At 71.3% G+C, this 22,569-nt stretch carries 19 protein-coding genes; 5 read left to right on the top strand and 14 right to left on the bottom strand.

What is annotated here, in order from left to right; genetic code table 11:
• Positions 1–133: 133 nt before the first annotated feature.
• The 5 genes from ACIP6U_RS24895 to ACIP6U_RS24875 all read right to left on the bottom strand — a co-directional run bounded on the left by ACIP6U_RS24895 (position 134) and on the right by ACIP6U_RS24875 (position 6,750).
• On the bottom strand, positions 134–2,263 hold the full coding sequence (locus ACIP6U_RS24895; protein ID WP_401721700.1) for a 3-hydroxyacyl-CoA dehydrogenase NAD-binding domain-containing protein: 2,130 nt from the start codon (positions 2,261–2,263) through the stop codon (positions 134–136).
• Complete coding sequence (locus ACIP6U_RS24890; protein ID WP_123997096.1) at positions 2,260–3,477, bottom strand: acetyl-CoA C-acyltransferase; 1,218 nt, start codon at positions 3,475–3,477, stop codon at positions 2,260–2,262. The genes ACIP6U_RS24895 and ACIP6U_RS24890 overlap by 4 nt, the downstream gene beginning before the upstream one ends.
• Positions 3,478–3,754: 277 nt before the next feature.
• Positions 3,755–5,035 (bottom strand): HRDC domain-containing protein, encoded by a 1,281-nt coding sequence (locus tag ACIP6U_RS24885; protein ID WP_401721697.1) that lies wholly within the window; start codon positions 5,033–5,035, stop codon positions 3,755–3,757.
• Between the two features lie 129 nt (positions 5,036–5,164).
• Complete coding sequence (locus ACIP6U_RS24880) at positions 5,165–5,827, bottom strand: response regulator transcription factor (protein ID WP_019073943.1); 663 nt, start codon at positions 5,825–5,827, stop codon at positions 5,165–5,167.
• A 251-nt stretch (positions 5,828–6,078) separates the two neighbouring features.
• Positions 6,079–6,750: a DUF3000 domain-containing protein gene (locus ACIP6U_RS24875; RefSeq protein ID WP_123997094.1), complete on the bottom strand. Its 672-nt coding sequence runs from the start codon at positions 6,748–6,750 to the stop codon at positions 6,079–6,081.
• Between the two features lie 105 nt (positions 6,751–6,855).
• Between ACIP6U_RS24875 and hemE the strand changes: the two genes are divergently transcribed.
• Positions 6,856–7,923, top strand: a complete 1,068-nt coding sequence (hemE, locus tag ACIP6U_RS24870; RefSeq protein ID WP_401721694.1) for a uroporphyrinogen decarboxylase — start codon at positions 6,856–6,858, stop codon at positions 7,921–7,923.
• Between the two features lie 7 nt (positions 7,924–7,930).
• Here the strand turns inward: hemE and ACIP6U_RS24865 are convergent, their stop codons facing one another.
• Entirely contained in the window at positions 7,931–8,755 is an 825-nt protein-coding gene (locus ACIP6U_RS24865; RefSeq protein WP_401721692.1) for a rhomboid family intramembrane serine protease, read from the bottom strand.
• A gap of 125 nt (positions 8,756–8,880) precedes the next feature.
• Between ACIP6U_RS24865 and ACIP6U_RS24860 the strand changes: the two genes are divergently transcribed.
• Positions 8,881–9,204, top strand: coding sequence for a hypothetical protein (locus tag ACIP6U_RS24860; protein ID WP_401721689.1), 324 nt, complete (start codon positions 8,881–8,883; stop codon positions 9,202–9,204).
• 77 nt (positions 9,205–9,281) lie between these two features.
• On the opposite strand, the gene ACIP6U_RS24855 is transcribed toward ACIP6U_RS24860, so the two are convergent.
• Both ACIP6U_RS24855 and ACIP6U_RS24850 read right to left on the bottom strand, forming a co-directional pair.
• The gene (locus tag ACIP6U_RS24855) at positions 9,282–10,670 is read right to left on the bottom strand and encodes an FAD-dependent oxidoreductase (RefSeq protein WP_401721686.1); all 1,389 of its coding nucleotides are present in this window, start codon (positions 10,668–10,670) and stop codon (positions 9,282–9,284) included.
• A gap of 27 nt (positions 10,671–10,697) precedes the next feature.
• Positions 10,698–11,696, bottom strand: coding sequence for a DUF4349 domain-containing protein (locus ACIP6U_RS24850; RefSeq protein WP_401721684.1), 999 nt, complete (start codon positions 11,694–11,696; stop codon positions 10,698–10,700).
• A 159-nt stretch (positions 11,697–11,855) separates the two neighbouring features.
• Here ACIP6U_RS24850 and hemG point away from each other — a divergent pair, with 159 nt between their 5' ends.
• Entirely contained in the window at positions 11,856–13,448 is a 1,593-nt protein-coding gene (hemG, locus tag ACIP6U_RS24845) for a protoporphyrinogen oxidase (RefSeq protein WP_401721681.1), read from the top strand.
• 4 nt (positions 13,449–13,452) lie between these two features.
• Positions 13,453–14,184: a hydrogen peroxide-dependent heme synthase gene (hemQ, locus tag ACIP6U_RS24840; protein WP_401721679.1), complete on the top strand. Its 732-nt coding sequence runs from the start codon at positions 13,453–13,455 to the stop codon at positions 14,182–14,184.
• Here hemQ and ACIP6U_RS24835 read toward each other — a convergent pair whose 3' ends face one another.
• From ACIP6U_RS24835 to ACIP6U_RS24810, 6 genes are all read right to left on the bottom strand, one after another.
• Entirely contained in the window at positions 14,185–15,819 is a 1,635-nt protein-coding gene (locus ACIP6U_RS24835; RefSeq protein ID WP_401721677.1) for an alpha/beta hydrolase, read from the bottom strand. It abuts the gene before it with no gap.
• Positions 15,820–15,916: 97 nt separating this feature from the next.
• Positions 15,917–16,717 carry a TIGR04222 domain-containing membrane protein gene (locus ACIP6U_RS24830; protein WP_401721674.1) on the bottom strand — a complete coding sequence of 267 codons (801 nt, stop codon included), beginning with the start codon at positions 16,715–16,717 and terminating at the stop codon, positions 15,917–15,919.
• 116 nt (positions 16,718–16,833) lie between these two features.
• The gene (locus ACIP6U_RS24825; RefSeq protein ID WP_401721671.1) at positions 16,834–17,613 is read right to left on the bottom strand and encodes a DUF4142 domain-containing protein; all 780 of its coding nucleotides are present in this window, start codon (positions 17,611–17,613) and stop codon (positions 16,834–16,836) included.
• A 121-nt stretch (positions 17,614–17,734) separates the two neighbouring features.
• Positions 17,735–19,279, bottom strand: a complete 1,545-nt coding sequence (locus tag ACIP6U_RS24820) for a DUF692 domain-containing protein (RefSeq protein ID WP_401721669.1) — start codon at positions 19,277–19,279, stop codon at positions 17,735–17,737.
• Positions 19,280–19,475: 196 nt separating this feature from the next.
• Positions 19,476–20,264 carry a DUF4142 domain-containing protein gene (locus ACIP6U_RS24815; protein ID WP_401721666.1) on the bottom strand — a complete coding sequence of 263 codons (789 nt, stop codon included), beginning with the start codon at positions 20,262–20,264 and terminating at the stop codon, positions 19,476–19,478.
• A gap of 157 nt (positions 20,265–20,421) precedes the next feature.
• The gene (locus ACIP6U_RS24810; protein ID WP_401721663.1) at positions 20,422–21,006 is read right to left on the bottom strand and encodes a TetR/AcrR family transcriptional regulator; all 585 of its coding nucleotides are present in this window, start codon (positions 21,004–21,006) and stop codon (positions 20,422–20,424) included.
• Positions 21,007–21,203: 197 nt separating this feature from the next.
• Between ACIP6U_RS24810 and ACIP6U_RS24805 the strand changes: the two genes are divergently transcribed.
• Positions 21,204–22,091 (top strand): aldo/keto reductase, encoded by an 888-nt coding sequence (locus ACIP6U_RS24805; RefSeq protein ID WP_401722342.1) that lies wholly within the window; start codon positions 21,204–21,206, stop codon positions 22,089–22,091.
• The last annotated feature ends 478 nt before the right edge of the window (positions 22,092–22,569 follow it).

Here is a 22,569-nt window from a genome sequence, read left to right as displayed (position 1 = left end):
TCTGATCAAGAACGTCTGGTGAATGTGAACATTTGATCTGTCTGTGTGCAGATCCTATCCACAGGCGCACGGCAAAAGGGGGCGGGCCGCATGGATCGACACCATGCGGCCCGCCCCCTGCGCGGGAGCGTGGTTACGCCGGGACGCTCGCCACGCCGGGAGCCAGGAACGGCTTGCCGTTCACGCGCTGCGAGACACCCTCACGGTCCAGGTACGGCGTGATGCCGCCCAGGTGGAAGGGCCAGCCGGCGCCCGTGATCAGGCAGAGGTCGATGTCCTGCGCCTCGGCGACGACACCCTCGTCGAGCATCAGCCCGATCTCCTGCGCCACCGCGTCCAGGACCCGGTCGCGCACCTGCTCCTCGGTCAGCACGGAGTCGCCCTGCTTCAGCAGCGCGGCGACCTCGGGGTCCAGCTCCGGCTTCCCGCTGTCGTAGACGTAGAAGCCGCGCTTGCCCGCCTTGACGACGGCGGCGAGGTTCGGGGAGACCGTGAAGCGCTCCGGGAAGGCCCGGTTGAGGGTCTCCGAGACGTGCAGGCCGATGGCCGGACCGACCAGCTCGAGGAGGACGAGCGGCGACATCGGTAGCCCGAGCGGCTCGACGGCCTTCTCGGCGACCGCGACCGGGGTGCCCTCGTCGATGACGTTCTGGATCTCGCCCATGAAGCGGGTGAGGATACGGTTGACGACGAACGCCGGGGCGTCCTTCACCAGGACCGCGGTCTTCTTCAGCTTCTTGGCGACGGCGAAGGCGGTGGCCAGCGAGGCGTCGTCCGTCTGCTCGCCGCGCACGATCTCCAACAGGGGCAGAATCGCGACCGGGTTGAAGAAGTGGAAGCCGACGACCCGCTCGGGGTTCTTCAGCTTCGACGCCATCTCGGAGACGGACAGCGAGGAGGTGTTGGTGGCGAGGATCGCGTGCGCCGGAGCGACCGCCTCGACCTCCGCGAACACCTGCTGCTTGACACCGATCTCCTCGAAGACGGCCTCGATGATGAAGTCGGCGTCGGAGAAGCCCTCGGCCTTGTCCAGCATACCGGTGACCAGGGCCTTGAGGCGGTTGGCCTTGTCCTGGTTGATACGGCCCTTGCCGAGCAGCTTCTCGATCTCGGCGTGGACGTAGCCCACACCCTTGTCGACGCGCTCCTGGTCGATGTCCGTGAGGACGACCGGTACTTCGAGGCGACGCAGGAAGAGCAGGGCGAGCTGCGAGGCCATCAGACCGGCGCCGACCACACCCACCTTGGTGACCGGACGCGCGAGCGACTTGTCCGGCGCACCCGCGGGACGCTTGCCGCGCTTCTGCACGAGGTTGAACGCGTAGATGCCGGCGCGCAGTTCGCCGCCCATGATCAGGTCGGCGAGCGCCACGTCCTCGGCGTCGAAGCCCTGCTGGAGGTCGCCGTTCTTGGCGGCCTCGATGATGTCGAGGGCGCGGTAGGCGGCCGGAGCGGCCCCGTGCACCTTGGAGTCCGCGACGAAGCGGCCCTTGGCGACGGCCTGGTCCCAGCCCTCACCGCGGTCGATCGCCGGACGCTCGACCTTGATCTCGCCCTTGAGGACGTTCGCCGTCCAGACCAGCGACTGCTCCAGGAAGTCGGCACCCTCGAAGAGCGCGTCGGCGATCCCGAGGTCGAAGACCTGCTGGCCCTTGAGCTGCTTGTTCTGGTTGAGGCTGTTCTCGATGATCACCGAGACGGCCTTGTCGGCGCCGATCAGGTTCGGCAGCAGCGTGCAGCCGCCCCAGCCCGGGACCAGACCGAGGAAGACCTCGGGCAGCGAGAAGGCCGCGATGTGCTTGGAGACCGTGCGGTACTCGCAGTGCAGACCGACCTCGACGCCGCCGCCCATGGCCGCGCCGTTGTAGTACGTGAAGGTCGGTACCGCGAGGGTCGCGATGCGCTTGAAGACCTCGTGGCCGCCCTTGCCGATGGCGAGCGCGTCGTCGTGGTTCTTGAGCAGCTCGACGCCCTTGAGGTCCGCGCCGACGGCGAAGACGAACGGCTTGCCGGTGATGCCGACACCGACGATGTCGCAGGCCGCGGCCTCCTTCTCGACCTGGTCGATCGCGGCGTTGAGGTTCGCCAGCGAGGCCGGGCCGAAGGTGGTCGGCTTGGTGTGGTCGAAGCCGTTGTCCAGCGTGATGAGCGCGAACCGCCCGGCGCCGTACGGCAGTTCGAGGTGGCGGACGTGCGCGGACGTCACTACCTCGTCGGGGAACAGCTCGGCCGCACCCTTCAGAAGCTCGGTGGTGGTGCTCACTTGTCCCCCTCGAAGTGCGGGTTCTCCCAGATGACGGTGGCGCCCATGCCGAAGCCGACGCACATCGTGGTCAGGCCGTAGCGGACGTTCGGCTGCTCCTCGAACTGGCGGGCCAGCTGGGTCATCAGCCGCACACCGGAGGCGGCCAGCGGGTGGCCGTAGGCGATGGCGCCGCCGTACTGGTTGACGCGCGCGTCGTCGTCCGCGATGCCGTAGTGGTCGAGGAAGGCCAGGACCTGGATCGCGAAGGCCTCGTTGATCTCGAAGAGGCCGATGTCACCGATGCCGAGACCGGCCTTGGCGAGGGCCTTCTCGGTGGCCGGGATCGGCCCGTAGCCCATGACCTCGGGCTCGACGCCGGCGAAGGCGTAGGAGACCAGGCGCATGCGCACCGGCAGGTTGTTCTCCCGCGCGAAGTCCTCGGACGCGAGGATCGAGGCGGTGGCACCGTCGTTCAGCCCGGCCGCGTTGCCGGCGGTGACCCGCCCGTGCACACGGAACGGCGTCTTGAGCCCGGCGAGGTTCTCCAGCGTGGTCCCTGGCCGCATGGGCTCGTCGGCGGTGACAAGCCCCCAACCGGTTTCGCCCACCTCGGAGTTGGTGTTCCGCACGGAGACCGGCACCAGGTCCTGCTGGATCTTGCCGTTGGCGTACGCCTTGGCGGCCTTCTCCTGCGAGCGCACGGCGTACTCGTCGGCGCGCAGCTTGGTGATGTGCGGGTAGCGGTCGTGCAGGTTCTCCGCCGTCATGCCCATGAACAGGGCGGACTCGTCGACCAGCTTCTCGCTGATGAGCCGCGGGTTGGGGTCGACGCCCTCGCCCATGGGGTGGCGCCCCATGTGCTCGACACCGCCGGCGATGACGGCGTCGTAGGCCCCGAAGGCGATCGAACCGGCGGTGGTGGTGACGGAGGTCAGCGCACCGGCACACATACGGTCGATCGAGTAGCCGGGCACCGACTGCGGCAGCCCGGCGAGAATCCCCGCGGTCCGCCCCAGGGTCAGCCCCTGGTCACCGATCTGCGTGGTCGCGGCGATGGCGACCTCGTCGATCTTCTTCGGGTCGAGTCCGGGGTTGCGGCGCAGCAGCTCCCGGATCGCCTTCACCACGAGGTCGTCGGCCCGGGTCTCGTGGTAGATGCCCTTCGGGCCCGCCTTGCCGAACGGGGTGCGGACGCCGTCGACGAACACGACGTCCCTGACGGTACGAGGCACGATTGGCTCTCCTCCAGGGTGCGGGTTGGCACTGCTGCGGCACGCATCCACTGAGCGCGCGCTCAGCCCCCATGCTACTTATGAGTAACGTAGCTGCCCACCCCTGACGCCCCGAGCGGCGAAGGTCACACCACGGCGCCCCCGAGGATCTTGGCGCAATCTAGACGTTCGCGGGGAAGCAGGAGGCGTTCAGGTGAGATGTCTTTAGGGGCGCGGGGAACTGCGCGAGCAACCCACGACTGCCCGCAGCCGCCCACAAGAGAACCCGCAACGGCGATTAGGCAGAAAGCGCAGCCACCAAAACCGGCGCCACCTGCTCAACCTGCCAGGGCCGAGCCCCGTACCCCGCCAGCGCACCACCCACGGACTCCACGTCCACAACCTTCGGCGGTTCCCAACAAACCCGCCGCACGGTGTCAGGCGTGATCAGGTTCTCCTGAGGCATGCCCAACTGCTCCGCCAACGCGGAAACAGCAGCCCGAGCCGCCGACAACCTGGCCGCGGCCGCCGGATCCTTGTCCGCCCAGGCACGCGGCGGCGGAGGCCCGGTCACCGGCTGCCCCGGCGCCGGCAACTCCACATCCGCCAAAGCCTTCGCACGATCCACCGCGGACTGCCACTGCTCCAGCTGCCGCCGCCCCATCCGATGCCCGAACCCGTTCAGCGCGGCGAGCGCATGCACGTTGACCGGTATCGCCAACGCCGCCTCGACGATCGCCGCGTCCCCGAGCACCTTCCCCGGCGAGACGTCCCGCCGCTGCGCGACCCGGTCCCGCGTCTCCCACAGCTCCCGCACCACGGCCAGCTGCCGACGCCGCCGCACCTTGTGCATCCCGGACGTCCGCCGCCAGGGATCCTTGCGTGGCTCGGCCGGCGGCGCGGACGCGATCGCGTCGAACTCCTGCCGGGCCCAGTCCAGCTTGCCCTGCCGGTCCAGTTCCTTCTCCAGCGCGTCCCGCAGGTCGACCAGCAGCTCCACGTCCAGCGCCGCGTAGCGCAGCCACGGCTCGGGCAGCGGCCGGGTCGACCAGTCGACGGCGGAGTGCCCCTTCTCGAGTACGAAGCCCAGGACGCCCTCGACCATCGCGCCGAGGCCGACCCGCGGGAACCCGGCGAGCCGTCCGGCCAGCTCGGTGTCGAACAGTCGCGTCGGCATCATGCCTATCTCGCGCAGACACGGCAGGTCCTGGGTGGCCGCGTGCAGCACCCACTCGACACCGTCGAGCGCCTGGCCGAGGCCGGAGAGGTCGGGACAGGCCACGGGATCGATCAGTGCGGTCCCCGCGCCCTCACGGCGCAGCTGGACCAGATACGCGCGCTGTCCGTAGCGGTAGCCGGACGCTCGCTCGGCGTCGACGGCGACGGGACCGGAGCCCGCGGCGAAGGCGGCGATCGTCCGGGCGAGGGCGTCCGGGTCGGCGATCACGGCCGGAATACCGTCGCGCGGCTCCAGCAGAGGGATCGGCGCCTCCGCAGCAGAAGATCCGCCGTCGTCCGGAGGAGCGCCTCCGGTGGTTCGCAGTGAAACGTCTGCTGCGGTCTCTTGGGCGTCGGTCACATGTCAAGGGTATCTGTGTATGGACAGCGCCTGCCGACGGAACGTTCCGTCGGCAGGCGCCTGAGGGTCGTAAACCAGTCAGCTCGGTGAAAGCTCCGATTCACGTCCGTGAATGTGAGGGGACGGGGGTCAGTGGATGATGCCGGTGCGCAGGGCCACCGCGACCATTCCGGCACGGTCGCCCGTGCCGAGCTTGCGGGCGATCCGGGCGAGGTGGCTCTTGACGGTCAGTGCGGACAGGCCCATGGAGACACCGATCGCCTTGTTCGACTGGCCTTCCGCGACCAGTCTCAGCACCTCGACCTCACGGCCGGAGAGCTCGCGGTAGCCGCCCGGGTGGCTCGGGGCACCCGGGGGGCGGCGGTGCATACGGGCGGCGGCGGAGCCGATGGGGGCGGCTCCGGGTCGGGTGGGGAGCCCGACGTTGGTGCGGGTGCCGGTGACGACGTAGCCCTTGACCCCTCCGGCGAGGGCGTTGCGGACGGCGCCGATGTCGTCGGCGGCGGACAGGGCCAGGCCGTTGGGCCAGCCCGCGGCACGGGTCTCGGACAGCAGAGTGAGGCCGGAGCCGTCGGGCAGGTGGACGTCGGCGACGCAGATGTCGCGGGGGTTGCCGATGCGGGGACGAGCCTCCGCGACGGACGAGGCCTCGATGACGTCGCGCACACCGAGCGCCCACAGGTGGCGGGTGACGGTGGAACGGACGCGGGGGTCGGCCACGACCACCATGGCGGTGGGCTTGTTCGGGCGGTAGGCGACCAGGCTTGCGGGCTGCTCGAGGAGAACGGACACCAGGCCTCCTGGGGTGCGGGACGGCTTTGAAGGTCACAGACGTCTTCGGCACCGAACGAGGAGTCCTTTAGAGAATGATCACGATCTAGTGAGTAACAATTAGTGCAATTCGGACGTGCGATCGATCATTCGGTGAATGAATCGGTTCGTTCGAGGGTTCACTCCTGACTGAAAGTGGCCGTATCGACAAAGAGACGGTCAATCGGCCACCACGAGTCGAACCCATCGGAACTACCTCGGACCCCTGCGGATCAGCGGGACTGCTGCGGCCCCCGGCGCTGCGGCAGCGTGACCACCGACGCGTCGCCCGGGCCGGCCGGCGGGAGACCCGCCACCTGTGCCAGCAGATCGCACCAGGAGGCCAGGTGCGCGGCCGTGTCCGGAACCCCGCCGAGGCCCTCACGGGGCGTCCAGGAGGCCCGGATCTCGATCTGCGAGGCGGCCGGCCGCTCGGAGAGGCCGCCGAAGTAGTGCGAGCTCGCGCGCGTGACCGTGCCGCTCGGCTCGCCGTACGACAGTCCGCGCGCCTGGAGCGCACCGGTCAGCCAGGACCAGCACACCTCCGGCAGCAGCGGATCGGCGGCCATCTCCGGCTCCAGCTCCGCGCGCACCAGCGTCACCAGCCGGAAGGCCCCGTGCCAGGCGTCGTGCCCGGCCGGGTCGTGCAGCAGCACCAGCCGGCCGTCGGCCAGGTCCTGGTCGCCGTCGACGACCGCGGCCTCCAGCGCGTACGCGAACGGAGCGAGCCGCTGTGGCGCGCGCGTCGGCTCGATCTCGACCTGCGGCCGCAGCCGACTGTTCCGCAGGGCCTGGACCGCTGCCTGGAAAGCCGGCGGAGCCCCACCGCTACCGTCCCGGTCACCCTCCTTGGTGTCGTCCATTCCGTCAGCGCCGTCCGACAGTCGTCCTTGAGCCGCAGCCATGCGGGAAGGTTAAGGGGAACGGAGGGCTCGTGCGGGACTAGACACCCCCTCTTGGGTCCACCGGGCCGCGCAAAACGCCCTGCGCGGCCGTGCGAGACTTGCCCCGTGAGCGCCAACGAGACCCCCGCGGGGCAGCCGCCGACAGCCACGTACGACTCCGCCTTCCTCAAGGCGTGCAGGCGTGAACCCGTGCCGCACACGCCCGTGTGGTTCATGCGGCAGGCCGGGCGCTCCCTGCCCGAGTACCGCAAGGTCCGCGAGGGCATCGCGATGCTGGACTCCTGCATGCGCCCCGACCTGGTCACCGAGATCACCCTCCAGCCGGTGCGCCGGCACGACGTGGACGCGGCGATCTACTTCAGCGACATCGTCGTCCCGCTCAAGGCCATCGGTGTCGACCTCGACATCAAGCCCGGCGTCGGCCCGGTCGTCGCGCACCCCATCCGCACCCGCGCCGACCTGGCGCAGCTGCGCGCGCTCGAGCCCGAGGACGTCTCCTACGTCACCGAGGCGATCGGCCTGCTGACGCGCGAGCTGGGCCCGACCCCGCTCATCGGTTTCGCCGGCGCGCCTTTCACCCTCGCGAGTTACCTCGTCGAGGGCGGTCCGTCTCGCACGTACGAGAACGCCAAGGCGATCATGTACGGCGACCCCGAGCTGTGGGCCGACCTCCTCGACCGGCTCGCGGACATCACGGCGGCCTTCCTCAAGGTGCAGATCGAGGCCGGCGCGAGCGCCGTCCAGCTCTTCGACTCCTGGGCCGGAGCGCTCGCCCCCGCCGACTACCGCCGCTCGGTGCTGCCCGCCTCCGCGAAGGTCTTCGACGCGGTCGCCGGGTACGGCGTCCCGCGCATCCACTTCGGCGTCGGCACCGGCGAGCTCCTCGGGCTGATGGGCGAGGCCGGCGCGGACGTCGTCGGCGTCGACTGGCGCGTCCCGCTCGACGAGGCCGTCCGGCGCGTCGGCCCCGGCAAGGCGCTCCAGGGCAACCTCGACCCGACCGTGCTGTTCGCCGGACCGCAGGCCGTCGAGACCAAGGCCCGCGAGGTACTGGACTCGGCCGCCGACCTGGAAGGCCACGTCTTCAACCTCGGCCACGGGGTCATGCCGACCACCGATCCGGACGCGCTGACCCGGCTCGTGGAGTACGTCCACACGCAGACCGCCCGCTGAGGACGCGTCACCAACTCTGCCGGGGCCGGGCCCGCCTGCCGAACAGCAGGCCGCGCGGTTCCGGCGGCGGGGGCGTGCCCGCCTTGAGCGGCCAGGCGAGGACCATGCCGACGAGGAACCCGACCACGTGCGCCGCGTACGCCACCGTCCCCGCGGTGGAGACGCCCTCGCCGGACGAGTAGATCGCCTGGAGCACGAACCAGAAGCCCAGCACCATCCAGGCCGGCAGCCGCAGCGGCAGGAAGATCAGGAAGGGCACCAGGACCCACACCCTGGCCTTCGGATACAGCACCAGATACGCGCCCAGGACACCGGCGATGGCCCCCGAGGCGCCGATCAGCGGGTCGCCGGAGTCGGCGTTGAGGAGCGCGAAGCCGTACGACGCCGCGTAGCCGCAGACGACGTAGAAGAGCGTGAAGCGGACGTGGCCCATGCGGTCCTCGACGTTGTTGCCGAAGATCAGCAGGAACAGCATGTTGCCCAGCAGGTGCAGCCAGCCGCCGTGCAGGAACATCGCGGTGAACACCGACAGCGGGGGCGACTTGTCGTAGTCCGGCGGGGCCACCAGACAGCCGGCGCCGTTGGCGCCCACTCCGACCTCGCCCGTGGGGACGAGCCTCGGCAGCTGATGGTGGATCAACTCCTGTGGCACGGCCGCGTAGTGGTCCAGGAACGCCTGAAGATGGCACAGCTGCGAGACGCTGCTGTCACCCGCCACGGAGCCGGCGAGGCCGGGCGTGTACAGGAAGACCAGGAAGTTCGCGGCGATCAGCGCGTACGTCACCCAGGGGGTGCGGCGCACCGGGTTCACGTCATGGACGGGGATGACCACAAGGGATAAGTGCCCGGGATGGGCCCCGCGAACCGGTGAACACCGGCACGCGTGCGTGCGTATGTGTCCTCAACTGCCCGCGGCACGGGGAAGGCGGGTCGCGGGGACGACGTGAGGAACAGGCGATGAACGACCGAGTTACTCCTCCGATGCAGGCCACGCCGGACGGCGAGGCAGAGATCTCCATGGTCATCCGGCTCCCTTGGGAAGACGTGGCCCGGCTGGGCCAGGAAGCGGGGCGGCTTGCTGCGCAGATGCAGCGGCCGGTCACGCTCGACGAGGCGGTGAGCAACCGGTTGCGGTCCACTCGGCCTGCGGCCACGCACGCGAAGCCCTCCGGGGAGCAGCCGGTTGCCATGCCGGCGGCGGCGTCGGTGTCCTCGTTGCCGCCGAGGCCTCCGGTGGATCAGGCGCGTCAGGCTATTGAGCGGATCAACGGGACTGCCTGAGGGACATCGCCGTGGGGGTGCTTGTGGATTGCCGGGTGACGGTGGTTGTGGGCTGGTCGCGCAGTTCCCCGCGCCCCCTAGGTTGACTGCTGTACGGCCCTTGTCGCTTTGCGGGCCGCTACTAGTATCGGGTCCCAGACTGGGCTGAACGGGGGTGCGTAGCCGAGGTCGAGAGCCGTCATCTGTTCTACCGTCATGCAGGCCGTGAGGGCTACCGCTGCGATGTCCACCCGCTTGCCCGCGCCCTCTCTGCCTACGATCTGGACGCCCAGGAGGCGGCCTGTTCGGCGTTCGGCGAGCATTTTCACTGTCATCAGTGAGGCGTCGGGGTAGTAGCCGGCCCGGCTGGTGGATTCGATGGTGACTGTCTCGTATTGGAGGCCCGCGCGGTGGGCGTCCTTTTCGCGAAGGCCGGTGCGGGCGATCTCCAGGTCGCAGACCTTGGAGACGGCCGTGCCCACGACACCGGGGAACGTGGCGTAGCCGCCGCCGATGTTGGTGCCGATGACCTGGCCGTGCTTGTTGGCGTGGGTGCCGAGGGCGATGTGGCGCTCCTGGCCGGAGACCAGGTCGAGAACCTCTACGCAGTCGCCGCCGGCCCAGATGTTCTCGTGTCCGCGGACCCGCATCGCGAGGTCGGTGAGCAGGCCCTGGTGGGCGCCGAGGGGGAGCCCGGCCGCTGCGGCGAGGGTGGTTTCCGGGCGTACGCCGATGCCGAGGACGACCACGTCCGCCGGGTACTCGGCGTCCTGTGTGGCCACCGCGCGGACCCGGCCGTCCTCGCCGGTGAGGACCTTGGTGACCTGGGTGTTGTTGACCATGGTGATGCCGAGGTCCTCCATGGCCTCGTGAACCAGGCGGCCCATGTCCGGGTCGAGCGTCGACATCGGCTCGCTGCCGCGGTTGACGACCGTCACCTCGTAGCCGCGGTTGATGAGCGCCTCGGCCATCTCCACACCGATGTAACCGGCGCCGACGACCACCGCGCGTCGCCCACGCGTGCGTGCCAGCGAGTCGAGGAGGGCCTGGCCGTCGTCGAGCGTCTGGACCCCGTGCACCCCCGGCGCGTCGGCGCCCGGCATGTCGGGGCGGACCGGGCGCGCGCCGGTCGCGATCACGAGTTTGTCGTACGACGTCCAGGACTCGGCGCCGGAATCGACGTCCCGTGCGCGTACGCGTCCGCCGGCCACGTCGATCTCCGTGACCTCGGTGCGCATGCGCAGATCGATGCCCCGCGCGCGGTGCTCCTCGGGCGTACGGGCGATCAGCTCCTCGGGAGCCGCGACGTCGCCGCCCACCCAGTACGGGATGCCGCACGCCGAGTAGGAGGTGAAGTGGCCGCGTTCGAACGCGACGATCTCCAGCTCGTCCGGACCCTTCAGGCGGCGGGCCTGCGACGCCGCGGACATTCCCGCGGCGTCGCCGCCGATCACTACCAGTCGTTCGCGCGCAGGGCTCGTGTCCATGTGAACACGCTACGGGCAGACGGCACTTCAGTCCTGTTCGTCGCCCTTCCTGGGAGCGGTGGTGTCAGGGACGGGCGGGGCCGCCGGCAGCGGGCCCAGCGCGGTCGTCAGGGGCGCGGTGGCCGGGCGGCGCGGCAGTCGGGGCCGGATCAGCCGCAGCCACGCGAGCACGAGCAGGGCCGCCACCGCGAGGAACGGCAGCACCGCGCCGAACGCCACCGCCAGCCAGCGCAGCATCGTCACGAACGCGTCCCAGCCGCCGGCCAGCGCGTCCATGAACCCGGTGTCGTCGTCCTTCGCGACCGCCTTCACGGGCGTCTCGGTCAGCGAGAGCGTGATGGTGGCCAGGCTCGTGCGGTCCTTCAGGGACGACTGCTGGGCCAGCAGCGCCTCCAGGTCCGCCTCCCGGGTGCTCAACTCGCCCTCCAGCTGCACCACATCGCTCAGCTTCGTGGCCTGGTCCATCAGCTCCCTCACCCGGGCCACGCTGACGCGCTGCGACTTGATGCGGCTCTCCACGTCGACGACCTGGTCGGTGACGTCCTGGGCCTTCGCGGTGCGCTCCAGGAGCTTGCCCGCGCCCTGGAGGTCGGCGAGGACCTCGTCGTACTTCTCGACCGGCACCCGCAGGGTCACGCGCGTGTGCTCCCGGCCCTCCTCGCCCCTGTTCGTGGTCTCGCTGCCGACATAGCCGCCCGCGTTCTCGGTGGTGGTGCGGGCCTCGTCGAGCGCCTTCGGTACGTCCTTGACCTGCACGGTCAGCGAGGCGGTACGGATGATGTGGCTCGCGGAGAGGTCGGGCGCGGCCGATGCCTTGCTGCCGCTCGCGTTCTTGTCGCCCGCGCTGTCCTGCTCGCCGCCAGGAGCCGCCTCGGCCGCCTGCGGGACGCTCTTCGCGTCGCCTCCGGCGTCACTGGCGGTGGTGTCGCCGCTGTCCGAGCCGCCGCAACCGGCCAGCGCGAGCGTCGCGGCGAGCAGGATCCCGGTCAGGGCGTGGACCGGCCGTACGGAATGTCGTGTGCGCATGAGGCGTACCCCCGAGTGTCATGACCGACTGATGCTCCTTCGACGCCGGGAGGGGCCAGGACGTTGGGGTGGATCGGTTCCGATGAGGTCACGGTCGGGACTCGTGCCGGACACCGGGCCCCGGCGGGAGTGTCAGTGGGGTCTGCGAGAGTGGAGGGCATGAGCGCAACGGGTAGGCGTGCGGGGCACGTCGTCGTCATCGGAGCCGGCATCGCGGGTCTCGCCGCGGCCCACCGGCTGCTGGAGCGCGGCGCGACGGTGACCGTGCTGGAGGCGTCGGACCGGGTCGGCGGCAAGCTGCTGCCGGGCGAGATCGCGGGCGCCCGCGTCGACTTCGGCGCCGAGTCCATGCTGGCCCGCAGACCGGAGGCCGTCGCCCTCGCACGCGAGGTCGGGCTGACGGACCGGCTCCGGGCACCGGCCACCGCGACCGCCTCGATCTGGACCCGCGGCGCTCTGCGCCCCATGCCCAAGGGCCACGTCATGGGCGTCCCCGGCACCGCCGCCGCCCTCTCCGGAGTGCTGTCCGACGAGGGCCTCGCGCGCATCGAGCGCGACGCGGACCTGCCGCGCACGGAGGTCGGGGACGACGTGGCGGTGGGGGAGTACGTGGCGGAGCGGCTGGGCCGCGAGGTCGTCGACCGCCTCGTGGAGCCCCTGCTCGGCGGGGTGTACGCGGGCGACGCGTACCGCATCTCGATGCGCTCGGCGGTCCCGCAGCTCTACCAGGCCGCGCTGACGCACGACTCGCTCACGGAGGCCGTCCGCGGGATCCAGGCCAGGGCCGCGGCGGCCCGGCAGACGGGCCCGGTCTTCATGGGCATCGAGGGCGGAGTGGGCCAACTGCCGCTCGCCGTCGCGGAGTCGGTGCGGGCGCGCGGGGGCGAGATCCTGACCGGGACGCCGGTGCGGGAGCTGCGCAGGATCGACGCGGGGGGCGCGGGCGCGGAGGGCGGCTCATCGGCCCTCGGCCACAGTGCTGACGCGGACGGTTCACCGGCCCGCGGCCGTGCCGGCCTCGCGGACGACTCACCGGCCGTCGGCCACGGTGACGAAGTGGCTCCGCCGCACGCGACCTGGCGGGTCGTGGCCGGGGACCGCGTGTGGGACGCGGACGCGGTGGTCGTGGCCGCCCCGGCCCCGGTCGCCGCCCAACTCCTGCGCGCCGAGGCACCGGAGGCCGCCGGGGAACTCGCGGCCGTGGAGTACGCCTCCATGGCCCTGGTCACCCTCGCCTACCGCCGTACCGACACCGCCCTCCCCGAAGGCAGCGGTTTCCTGGTGCCGCCGGTCGACGGGCGCACCATCAAGGCGTCGACGTTCGCCTCCCAGAAGTGGGGCTGGATCGCCGACGAGAACCCGGACGTGGTCGTGCTGCGCACGTCCGTCGGGCGGTACGGCGAGACGGCGGTCCTGGAGCGGGACGACGCCGGTCTGGTCGACGTCTCGCGGCACGACCTGCGCGAGGCCACCGGCCTCACCGCCACGCCCCTGGAGACCCGCGTCACCCGCTGGACCGACGGCCTGCCCCAGTACCCCGTCGGCCACCACACGCGCGTGGCACGCATCCGCGAGCACGTCGCCAAGCTCCCCGGCCTCGCGGTCTGCGGCGCGCAGTACGACGGCGTCGGCATCCCGGCCTGCGTCGCGAGCGCGTACGCCGCCGTGGACCAGCTGGGCGGCGACCTGAGCGCGGTGCGGGAGCTCACCGCCAACCCGGTGCAGAGCCTGCACGGCGGAGCGGGAGAATAGCCGCATGAGTGACGACGCCCCCACCACCGAGCCCGGCCGCATCCCGAACAAGGGCAAGCTGGCCAAGGACCTCAACGAGGTCATCCGCTACACACTGTGGTCGGTCTTCAAGCTGAAGGACGTGCTCCCCGACGACCGCGCCGGTTACGCCGACGAGGTCCAGGAGCTGTTCGACCAGCTCGCCGCCAAGGACGTGACGGTCCGCGGCACGTACGACGTGTCGGGCCTGCGTGCCGACGCCGACCTCATGATCTGGTGGCACGCCGAGACCGCCGACCAGCTCCAGGAGGCGTACAACCTCTTCCGCCGCACCAAGCTGGGCCGCGCCCTTGAACCGGTCTGGTCGAACATGGCGCTGCACCGCCCCGCCGAGTTCAACCGCTCGCACATCCCGGCCTTCCTGGCCGACGAGACGCCGCGCAACTACATCAGCGTGTACCCGTTCGTACGCTCCTACGACTGGTACCTGCTGCCCGACGAGGACCGCCGCCGCATGCTCGCCGACCACGGCAAGATGGCCCGCGGCTACCCGGACGTGCGCGCCAACACGGTGGCCTCGTTCTCGCTCGGCGACTACGAGTGGCTCCTGGCCTTCGAGGCCGACGAGCTGTACCGCATCGTCGACCTCATGCGCCACCTGCGCGCCTCCGAGGCCCGCCTGCACGTCCGCGAGGAGGTCCCGTTCTACACGGGCCGCCGCAAGGAGATCGGCGAGCTCATCGCCGGCCTGGCCTGATCAACGGGTGGGGTGGGCGGCCGACTTCTCCTTGGACTCGTCCCGGGCGCGGTCGTCCGCCGCGATCGGCCGGGGCGCCTTGTGCGGGGCGCAGGCGGCGTGCCGCACGGGGAGGCGGCCCTCCAGCAGATAGGCGTCCAGGTAGCCGTTGACGCAGCGGTTCGGGCCGCCCGCGATGCCGTGCGTGCCCGCGTCCCGCTCGGTCACCAGCACCGACCCGGACAGCCGCCGGTGCAGCTCCAGCGCACCGTCGTACGGCGTCGCCGCGTCCCGCTCCGCCGCCAGGATCAACGTCGACGGCAGCTCACCCGGCGCGGTCCGCACATCGACCACCTGCTGACGCGGCGCGGGCCAGTACGCACAGGGCAGGTTCATCCACACGTTGTCCCAGGTCTCGAAGGGCGCCACGCGCGCGAGGCGCGTGTTGTCCCGGTCCCAGACCTTGAAGTCCGTCGGCCAGGACGCGTCGTTGCACTCGACGGCCGTGTACACGGCGTTGGAGTTCTCCGACTCGGCCGCCGCCTCCGGGTGCGGTCCGGCCTGCTGGATCAGCGGCTTCGGGTCGCCCTTCAGATACGCCGACAGCGCCTGCGCGCGGTGCGGCCAGTAGTCGTCGTAGTACCCGGCCGTCAGGAACGCGCCCTGCAACTGGGCCGGCCCCACCTTGCCGCCGGCCGGCTCCGCCGCGAGCTGCGCGGCCGCCTTGTCGTAACTGCCCTGCACCGCCTCGGCCGTGGCCCCGAGCGCGTACACCTTGTCGTGCCCGGCCATCCACTCGCGGAAGTCCGCCCAGCGGCCCTCGAACGCGGCCGACTGGTCGAGGTTGTTGCGGTACCAGATCTGCTCCGGGTCCGGGTTCACCGCCGAGTCGAAGACCATCCGCCGCACGTGCGAGGGGAACAGCGTCGCGTACAGCGCCCCGAAGTACGTGCCGTACGACGCCCCCATGAACGTCAGCCGGTCCTCGCCCAGCGCCGCGCGCAGGACGTCCAGGTCACGGGCGTTGTTGAGGGAGGTGTAGTACCGGAGCGCGCTCCCTGTCCGCTTGGCGCACCCGCGCGCGTAGGCCTTCGCCTGCGCGATGCGTTCCTGCTTGTACGACTCCGAGGGGTGCGTCGGCGACTGCGAGGGTGCCTTGCCGAAGTGCTTGGGGTCCTGGCAGGACACCGGCGCGGAACGGCCGACCCCGCGCGGGGAGTAGCCGACCAGGTCGTACGCGGAGCCGATGCGCTTCCACTCCGGCAGCAGGCCGATGAGCGGGAAGTAGAACCCGTCGCCGCCGGGGCCGCCCGGGTTGTAGACCAGCGCGCCCTGGCGCGGCACCCGGCGCTTGCTGTTGCGCGGGTCCTTGTGGGTGGCCCGCACCCGGCTGACGGTCAGTCGGATCTGCTTGCCGCCGGGGCGCGCGTAGTCGAGCGGGACGGAGACCGTGCCGCACTGCATGCTGCCGGGCATGTCCTGCGCGTCTGAGCACTTCCCGAAGTCCACGCCGGCGGCCGCGGCGCGCGCGGCCGCCACGGCGGTGCCCCGCAGTTCGACCGCGCCCGGCCGATCGGGCAGACCGGTGGCGGGGGCGGTGGCGAGGGTGGTCAGCAGCAAGGATCCGGCGGCCGAGTAGAAGGCGGCTGCTCTCATGGCGTATCCCTTCGGTGCACGGCGGCGACAGAAGGGATGTTTCGTACGAGTTCGGGCCAAGGCAAGCACCGCCCGCGGGTGTCGGGCTCAATGCCCCCTATGCGCCCCCGGCGTGTGGTTCGCGCCACGACTGGTCGCGGTGCTCGAAGGCCTCGCGCAGGTCCGGTTCGCCGATCGCGCGGACCCCTCGGACGGCGACGGAGGTGAGGTACGTACGGTCGTCGCCGCCGGCGGAGCGCCGGGTCAAGGCGCCAAGGAGGCGCTGTCCGGCCGGGGAGGCCCAGCGGGAGTACGGGTGGACCTCGACGCGGGCGATCGCCAGGCAGCTCAGGGTCAGCGCCAGCGGCAGCGCGAACCAGAGGGCGACCAGGCCGCGCGGCATGTCCGGCGGGGCGGGCAGCAGCAGCGCCGCCGCGCCGAGGCCGAACACGACGAGCGCCGCGAACTGCACCTGGCGGATGCCCGCCGCGATGCCCCCGCGGCCGTCGGCGGGCACCGCGAGGCCCGCGCTGACCAGCCGGTCACCGAGGCTGCCCACGGCGTCCGCCGAGGCCGTCGCGGCGCGCACCGGGGCGATCCGGCTCTGCCCCTCCGGCCCGATGGCCCCTATCACCGAGCGCTCCATCTCGTCGCGCCCGCGCGGGTCGACGACCGTCGCCCAGCCGGTGCGGGCCAGCAGCAGCCGCTGCTGCCGGGCCATCGAGACCATGGTCAGATCGGCGACCCGCCCGGGGCCGCCGGACAGGAAGGCCGCCTCGTAGAGCGTCAGACCGCGCCCCCGGACGTCCGTGTCGGCATCCGCGTCCACGGCCGCCACGCGTACGGCGGCGAGACACAGCCGGGTACAGGCCGAGCCGGCGACGGCCCAGGCCAGCAGCAGGAGCAGGACCCAGAACATGCCGCGTTTCTATGCCAGGGGCCCGGGAAGCGCCATGCCCTGTTCACAATCCGGACGGAGTGTTGTCGGTATGTGACGTTCCGATTGGCGCGAAACGGTCGGTGGATCGGCTACGGCTACGGCTGCGCGGGCGGTGGGCTGGAGGCGGGCGGCGGGAGCGTGTACGAGGACGACGGCTGCGGCCGGAAGGTCGGGGACGCCGGCGCCGGATCGAGGGTCACCGGGGGCGTGCCGACGAGCGAGGGAGGAGGCGTGGCGGCCAGGTCCCGGGCCAGGGAGCCCCAGTCGACGTACCCGGTGGCTTCCAGCACCTCGATGTGGTCGAGCACGGTCGTGTTCGCGTCGTCGGCGAGCGTGCGCACCAGTGAGTTCTGGGTACTCGCGCGGACCTGGGCGACGACCGAGAACACCTTGCCGTGTGCCACCCGCAGGATGTTGGCGAACTTGCTGTCGTAGTCGACGCCCTGGGCCGCGCCGAGTGTCGCGAGCCACTGCTTCTGCTGGTCGTTGGGCTCGTTGGGCAGCGCGAGACCGAGCTTCGCGGCGACGTCGCGCACCCGCTGGTCCAAGAAGGTGTGCCCCTCGACGAGGTGCTGCCCTGCCGTCCGTACGGCCTGGGTCGTGCCCTTCTGCTCCGCCTCCTGCCCGGCGGGCAGCTCCCACAGGCCGGCCAGCCGCACCTTGGTGATGAACTCGCGGTCGAGCGCGGACAGCGGACCGTAACTGGTCGACACCGTCTGGGCGTTGAGGACGTTCGCGTCCGTGCCGACCCCCGACCGGTCGGCGTACGACCAGATCGGAAAGATCAACGCCAGGAGTGTCGCGGTCAGGCCCATGATGATGAGCCCGGTGCCACTGAAGATGCCCCGTCCTCTGACAGGGGGTCGCGGTCGCATGGCCCCTCCCGGTGCGGCACCGCACGGTTGTGTGCTCAGGGTGCGGATGTGTGCGGAAGTTGCAATGTTACCGCCCGGTCTGCACTCCGATGCCGCGTGGCCCGTCCCCTGCGGCCCCCGCTCAGCGGCGCAGCAGCACCCGCCGTGTCGCCCTGGCCAGCCGGACCCCGGGTCGCCGCGAGCGCGGCACCGGACCCGACCGCTCCAGCCACCACTCCCGCACCTCCTGTCGCGCTCCGGCCTCCTCGACCAGCCCGCCGAGCAGCAGATGCTCGGCGAAGTCCAGGGCGTCCCGCCGGTAGCCGCCGGTCATCGGGTGCCCGTGGGCGTACGCGAGGAAGTGGCCGCGATAGTCCGCGCCGAGGATCTCCGGCAGTTCGGGTGCGACCTTCGCCACCACATCGGCCCGCTTCCCGTCCAGGGCCCGCGCCTGCACAGCCAGCCGGACCCGGTCGAAGCCCTCGGGCACGGGCGTACCGGCGACGAGCGCGGAGAGCAGGGCGGCCTGCGCCAGGGCGAGGCGCTGGCGGGCGGCGGGGGTGACCTGGGTGGCGGGGTCCGTCGGGGTGGGGTCGGCCGGGTCGGCGGGGGTGGCTGGGACGTGTGCTGCGGGGTCGGTCGGGAGATGCGCTGCCGGGGCGGGGTCGGCCACGGCGACGGCCGGTGCTTGCGCGGCGCGCTCTTCCCGGTTTCCGCGCTCCGTACCGACGGCCTCCTGTCCGACGCGCGCAACCCCGTCAGCCTCCCGGCTGGCGGGGACCGGCTCGGCGGCCCCCTCGCCGCCGCGTGCGCTCACCGCCGCTTCCCGGATCTCGCGTGCCACGGCCTCCCGGAACCCGCGGTGCAGCGCCTCCTTGATCGACGACAACTCCCTTTCCAGCTCCGCCGGTTCGGGGAAGTTCTCGTCCCGCTCCAGCAGGACTCCCGGCGGTGAGACCCGGGAGGCGAGGTCGGTCAGGATGTCGAGGACCGGGCGCGGGACGGGGTGGGCGTGGCTGTCGTGCCAGACACCGTCCCGCTCGAAGCCGCCCGCGACATGGACGTAGGCGATGGCCTCCAGGGGAAGCTCGGCGAGCGCCTTGGCCGGGTCCTCGGCGCGGTTGACGTGGTTGGTGTGCAGGTTGGCCACGTCGATCAGGAGCCGTACGCCGGTCCGGTCGGCCAGCTCGTACAGGAACTGCCCCTCGGTCATCTCCTCGCCGGGCCAGGCGATCAGCGCGGCGATGTTCTCCACGGCGAGCGGCACCGGCAGCGCGTCCTGGGCGATACGGATGTTCTCGCACAGGACGTCGAGGGCGTCGCGGGTACGCGGGACGGGCAGCAGGTGTCCGGCCTCCAGCGCGGGGGTCGCGGTCAGCGGACCGCCCGCCCGGACGAACGCGATGTGCTCGGTGACCAGCGGCGATCCCAGTGCCTCGACCCGTTCGGCGAGCGCGGCGAGGCGGCCGGCGTCGGGCCGGTCGGCACCGCCGAGACCGAGGGAGACCCCGTGCGGGATCACGGTCACCCCGCGCTCGCGCAGCCGCCGCAGCGACTCGGGGAGGTGTCCGGGACACACGTTCTCGGCCACGGCCTCGACCCAGTCGATCCCCGGCATCCGCTCCACGACGTCCGCGATCTCCGGCCGCCACCCGATGCCCGTCCCCAGCCTCGTCACTCGCTCCATCGCCCGTCCCCTCCTCGGCTTCCTCCGCGTGTCCGTGCCGTCCCCGTCGACGTGGAGGGGGTATGGCCCCGGCCGTCGTGGCCGAACCGCCGCCCGCTCACCTTCAGAGCAACATTTGAGGTTCGGACGCCCTCCGGGACCACGGGGGCGCGACGCCATCCGGGCCCCCGGGATCACTGCGGGAAGATCTACGGGATCACTGGAGGACGCCCGCCGAGTCCACCGGGTCCGGGCGGCCGGTGTTGACGGTGCCGGGTGCGCCCGGCGACGGGCGGGACGTCGTGTCGATGTCGCCGCTGGCCCCGGCGGCCGGGGCCGAGGGCGCCACCTGACCGGGGACGGGCGCCGGCGGGCCGGTCGGGCTGGCGGTGGTGCCGGCCACCGCCTCGTTGGCGATGGCGTCGAAATCGACCTTGCCGGTCTTCTCCAGGATCGTGATGTGGTCGAGGACGGTCTGGTTGGCGTCCGAGGCGAGCTGGCGCACCAGGGTGTTGCGGGTGGTGTTCCGGATGGTGCCGATGGCCGGGAAGATCTTGCCGTGCGCGGACCGCAGCAGGTTCACGAACTTGTACTCGTACTCCGCGCCCTGCGCCGCGCTCATCTCCTGGAGCCATCCCTGCTGCTGCTCGTTGGGCACGTTCGGCAGCGCCACCCCGAGCTGGGCCGCCACGATCCGCACCCGTTTGTCCAGGTCGGTGTGGCCGACGATGAGATGGTCGCCCGCTTCCTTGATCGCCTGGCTGGGCGCCCGCTCGATCGCCTGCTGCCCGGCCGGCAGCTCCCACAGCCCGGCCAGCCGCACCCGCACGATCAGGTCACGGTCGGCCGCCGTCAGCGGACCCCACTGGGTGTTCACGGTGCTCGCCGCCACGTTCGCCTGTCCGGTGCCCATGCGGTCGGCGTACTGCCACATGGGGAACGCGACCGCGCCGAGGGTGGCGACGAGGGACGTGATGAAGATGGCTGTGCCGTTGATGCGCGGCAAGGGTGCCTCCCGGATGAGACCGACGGGTGCCAGGAGGTACGGGTGGGGTGGTCGCGATGTTCAAAGAAAGGGCAAAGATCTAAAAGGTCGGCAAAGAGGCCAGGTCAGGGTCTAGGGGGTGGCCAGGTCGGGAGGGTTCGAGAGTGAGGTCGGCGGCTCAGGACGACTTCGCGCCGACTCGTAGACCGTCCATCAGCAGCCCGATCAGCCGGTCCCCTTGGGCCCGCCAGTCCCCGGACGCGTCCAGTCGCAGCAGTCCGCTCATCGCCAGCACCACGTCGGCCGTCCTCAGGTCGGAGCGGATCGTCCCGGCGTCGACGCCCGCGGCGAGCAGGGTGCCGATGGTGTCGGAGATCCGGGCGTAGGACTCGGACGCCCAGGTCTCGCCGACGCCGATGGTCCGCAGCGCCTCGGACATGTGCTGCTTGGTGACCAGCAGGCTCGCCAGATGTCTCATCCACTCCTGCAACGCCCGGTCCGGGGGCAGGGTTTCGAGGAGTCGGTCCGCGGCCGAGCACAGTTGCTCCACCTCGTAGTCGTAGGTGGCCAGGACCAGGGACTCCCGGTTGGGGAAGTGCCGGTACAGCGTGGCGATGCCCACTCCGGCGGCCTTGGCGATGCTGCCCAGCGAGGCGTCCTTGCCCGCGTGGTTGAACTCCTCGATGGCCGCTGCCAGCAGCTTCTCGCGGTTGCGTACGGCGTGGGCGCGGACCGGCTGCGGCGGCCCCTGACGTTCCTGCATGTGTGCTCCCCGGGATCGGTGGCGCCGCCCGGCGGACGGCAAGGGCGACCCTGCTTGCTTACCGGAGGTTCCTCCGTTAACGTTGTTACTACCGGAGGGTCCTCCGGTATCTCCCTCACGATACAACCGAACGGAGACTTCCCGTGAACACGATTTCACTCGGCGACCTCACCACCTCCTCCCAGGGCCTCGGCTGCATGGGGATGAGCGAGGGGTACGGCCCGACCAGCTGGGACGACGCGATCGCCACCGTCCACCGTGCCCTCGACCTGGGCGTCACTCTCATCGACACCGCCGACGCCTACGCCTTCGGGCACAATGAGGTGCTCGTGGGCCGTGCCATCGCCGGCCGCCGTGACGAGGTCCAGCTGGCGACCAAGACCGGCATCGACCGCACGGGCAGCGACACCTGGGTCTTCCGCGGCGAGCCCGGCTACATCAAGCGCGCCTGCGACGCCTCCCTGATGCGGCTCGGCGTCGACCACATCGACCTCTTCTACCTGCACCGGGTCTCGCCGAACACCGAGATCGAGGAGTCGGTCGGCGCCATGGCGGAGCTGGTCAAGGAGGGGAAGATCCGGCACATCGGCCTCTCCGAGGTCAGCACCGAGCAGCTGCGGCGGGCGTACGCCGTGCACCCGATCACTGCGGTGCAGAGCGAGTACTCGATCTGGTCCCGTGACATCGAGGAGACGGTGGGGGAGGGTCTGCGCGAGCTGGGCGTGGGTCTGGTGGCGTACTCGCCGCTCGGCCGCGGCTTCCTGACCGGCACGGTGGACGTCTCGGCTCTGCCCGCGGGTGACGCCCGCAGGCGGCTGCCCCGCTTCCAGACCACGGAGAACGAGGTCGTCGCGGACGGAGTCCGCTCGCTGGCCGAACAGAAGGGCGTCACCGCGGCGCAGCTGGCCCTGGCCTGGGTGTCCTCGCGCAGCGAGCACTTCGGCGTCCCGGTCGTCCCGATCCCGGGCACCAAGCGCGTGAAGTGGCTGGAGCAGAACGTGGCCGCCGCGGACATCGAGCTGACGGCCGACGAGATCGCCACGCTGGACGGCCTGTCGGCCCACGTGGTGGGCGGTCGCTACTGACCGAGATGAGTGCCGTGCCCCGAGGACCGGCCCGAGGACCGGCTGGTGGGGCACGGCACTCGCGGTTGGTGGGGGAGCGGGCTTCTGGCCGGAGGGGAGCAGGCTCCCGGCCGGACCGGGCCGGGCCGGGCTGGGTCGGGTCGGGTCGGGTCGAGGCGGGTCGGTGACCGGCGGAGGCGCATCGGACTGGCCGTCCACTGATCCCGCTCGGCGATGCATCGGACTTGTCGTCTGCCGATCTCGCTCTGCGGCATATCGGGCCGGTCGTCGACTGATTCCGCTCGGCGGTGCATCGGGCCGGTCGTCTGCTGATTCCGCTCGGCCGGGCATCTGGCCGGTCGTCTTCTGGTCCTGCTCGGCGGAGCATCGGGCCGGTCGTCTGGTGACTCCGTTCGGCGGCGCGTTGGACTGGCCCTCTGCCGATCCCGCTCGGCGGCATATCGGGCCGGTCGGCCACTGAACCCCCCACCGGCACATC

This window comes from Streptomyces sp. NPDC088794 (assembly GCF_044750545.1).
Taxonomy (GTDB): Bacteria; Actinomycetota; Actinomycetes; order Streptomycetales; family Streptomycetaceae; genus Streptomyces.
Note: the sequence above shows the minus strand (reverse complement) of the source record. Positions and strands in the feature narration are given on the sequence as shown.

Bases quoted from the DNA above. Each gene is read 5' to 3' on its own strand.
- ACIP6U_RS24810 (WP_401721663.1), bottom strand. From the start codon at position 21,006: ATGCAGGAACGTCAGGGGCCGCCGCAGCCGGTCCGCGCCCACGCCGTA.
- ACIP6U_RS24820 (WP_401721669.1), bottom strand. From the start codon at position 19,279: ATGGAGCGAGTGACGAGGCTGGGGACGGGCATCGGGTGGCGGCCGGAG.
- ACIP6U_RS24805 (WP_401722342.1), top strand. From the start codon at position 21,204: ATGGGGATGAGCGAGGGGTACGGCCCGACCAGCTGGGACGACGCGATC.
- ACIP6U_RS24860 (WP_401721689.1), top strand. From the start codon at position 8,881: ATGAACGACCGAGTTACTCCTCCGATGCAGGCCACGCCGGACGGCGAG.
- ACIP6U_RS24825 (WP_401721671.1), bottom strand. From the start codon at position 17,613: ATGCGACCGCGACCCCCTGTCAGAGGACGGGGCATCTTCAGTGGCACC.
- hemG (WP_401721681.1), top strand. From the start codon at position 11,856: ATGAGCGCAACGGGTAGGCGTGCGGGGCACGTCGTCGTCATCGGAGCC.
- hemQ (WP_401721679.1), top strand. From the start codon at position 13,453: ATGAGTGACGACGCCCCCACCACCGAGCCCGGCCGCATCCCGAACAAG.
- ACIP6U_RS24835 (WP_401721677.1), bottom strand. From the start codon at position 15,819: ATGAGAGCAGCCGCCTTCTACTCGGCCGCCGGATCCTTGCTGCTGACC.
- ACIP6U_RS24850 (WP_401721684.1), bottom strand. From the start codon at position 11,696: ATGCGCACACGACATTCCGTACGGCCGGTCCACGCCCTGACCGGGATC.
- ACIP6U_RS24875 (WP_123997094.1), bottom strand. From the start codon at position 6,750: ATGGCTGCGGCTCAAGGACGACTGTCGGACGGCGCTGACGGAATGGAC.
- ACIP6U_RS24855 (WP_401721686.1), bottom strand. From the start codon at position 10,670: ATGGACACGAGCCCTGCGCGCGAACGACTGGTAGTGATCGGCGGCGAC.
- ACIP6U_RS24830 (WP_401721674.1), bottom strand. From the start codon at position 16,717: ATGTTCTGGGTCCTGCTCCTGCTGCTGGCCTGGGCCGTCGCCGGCTCG.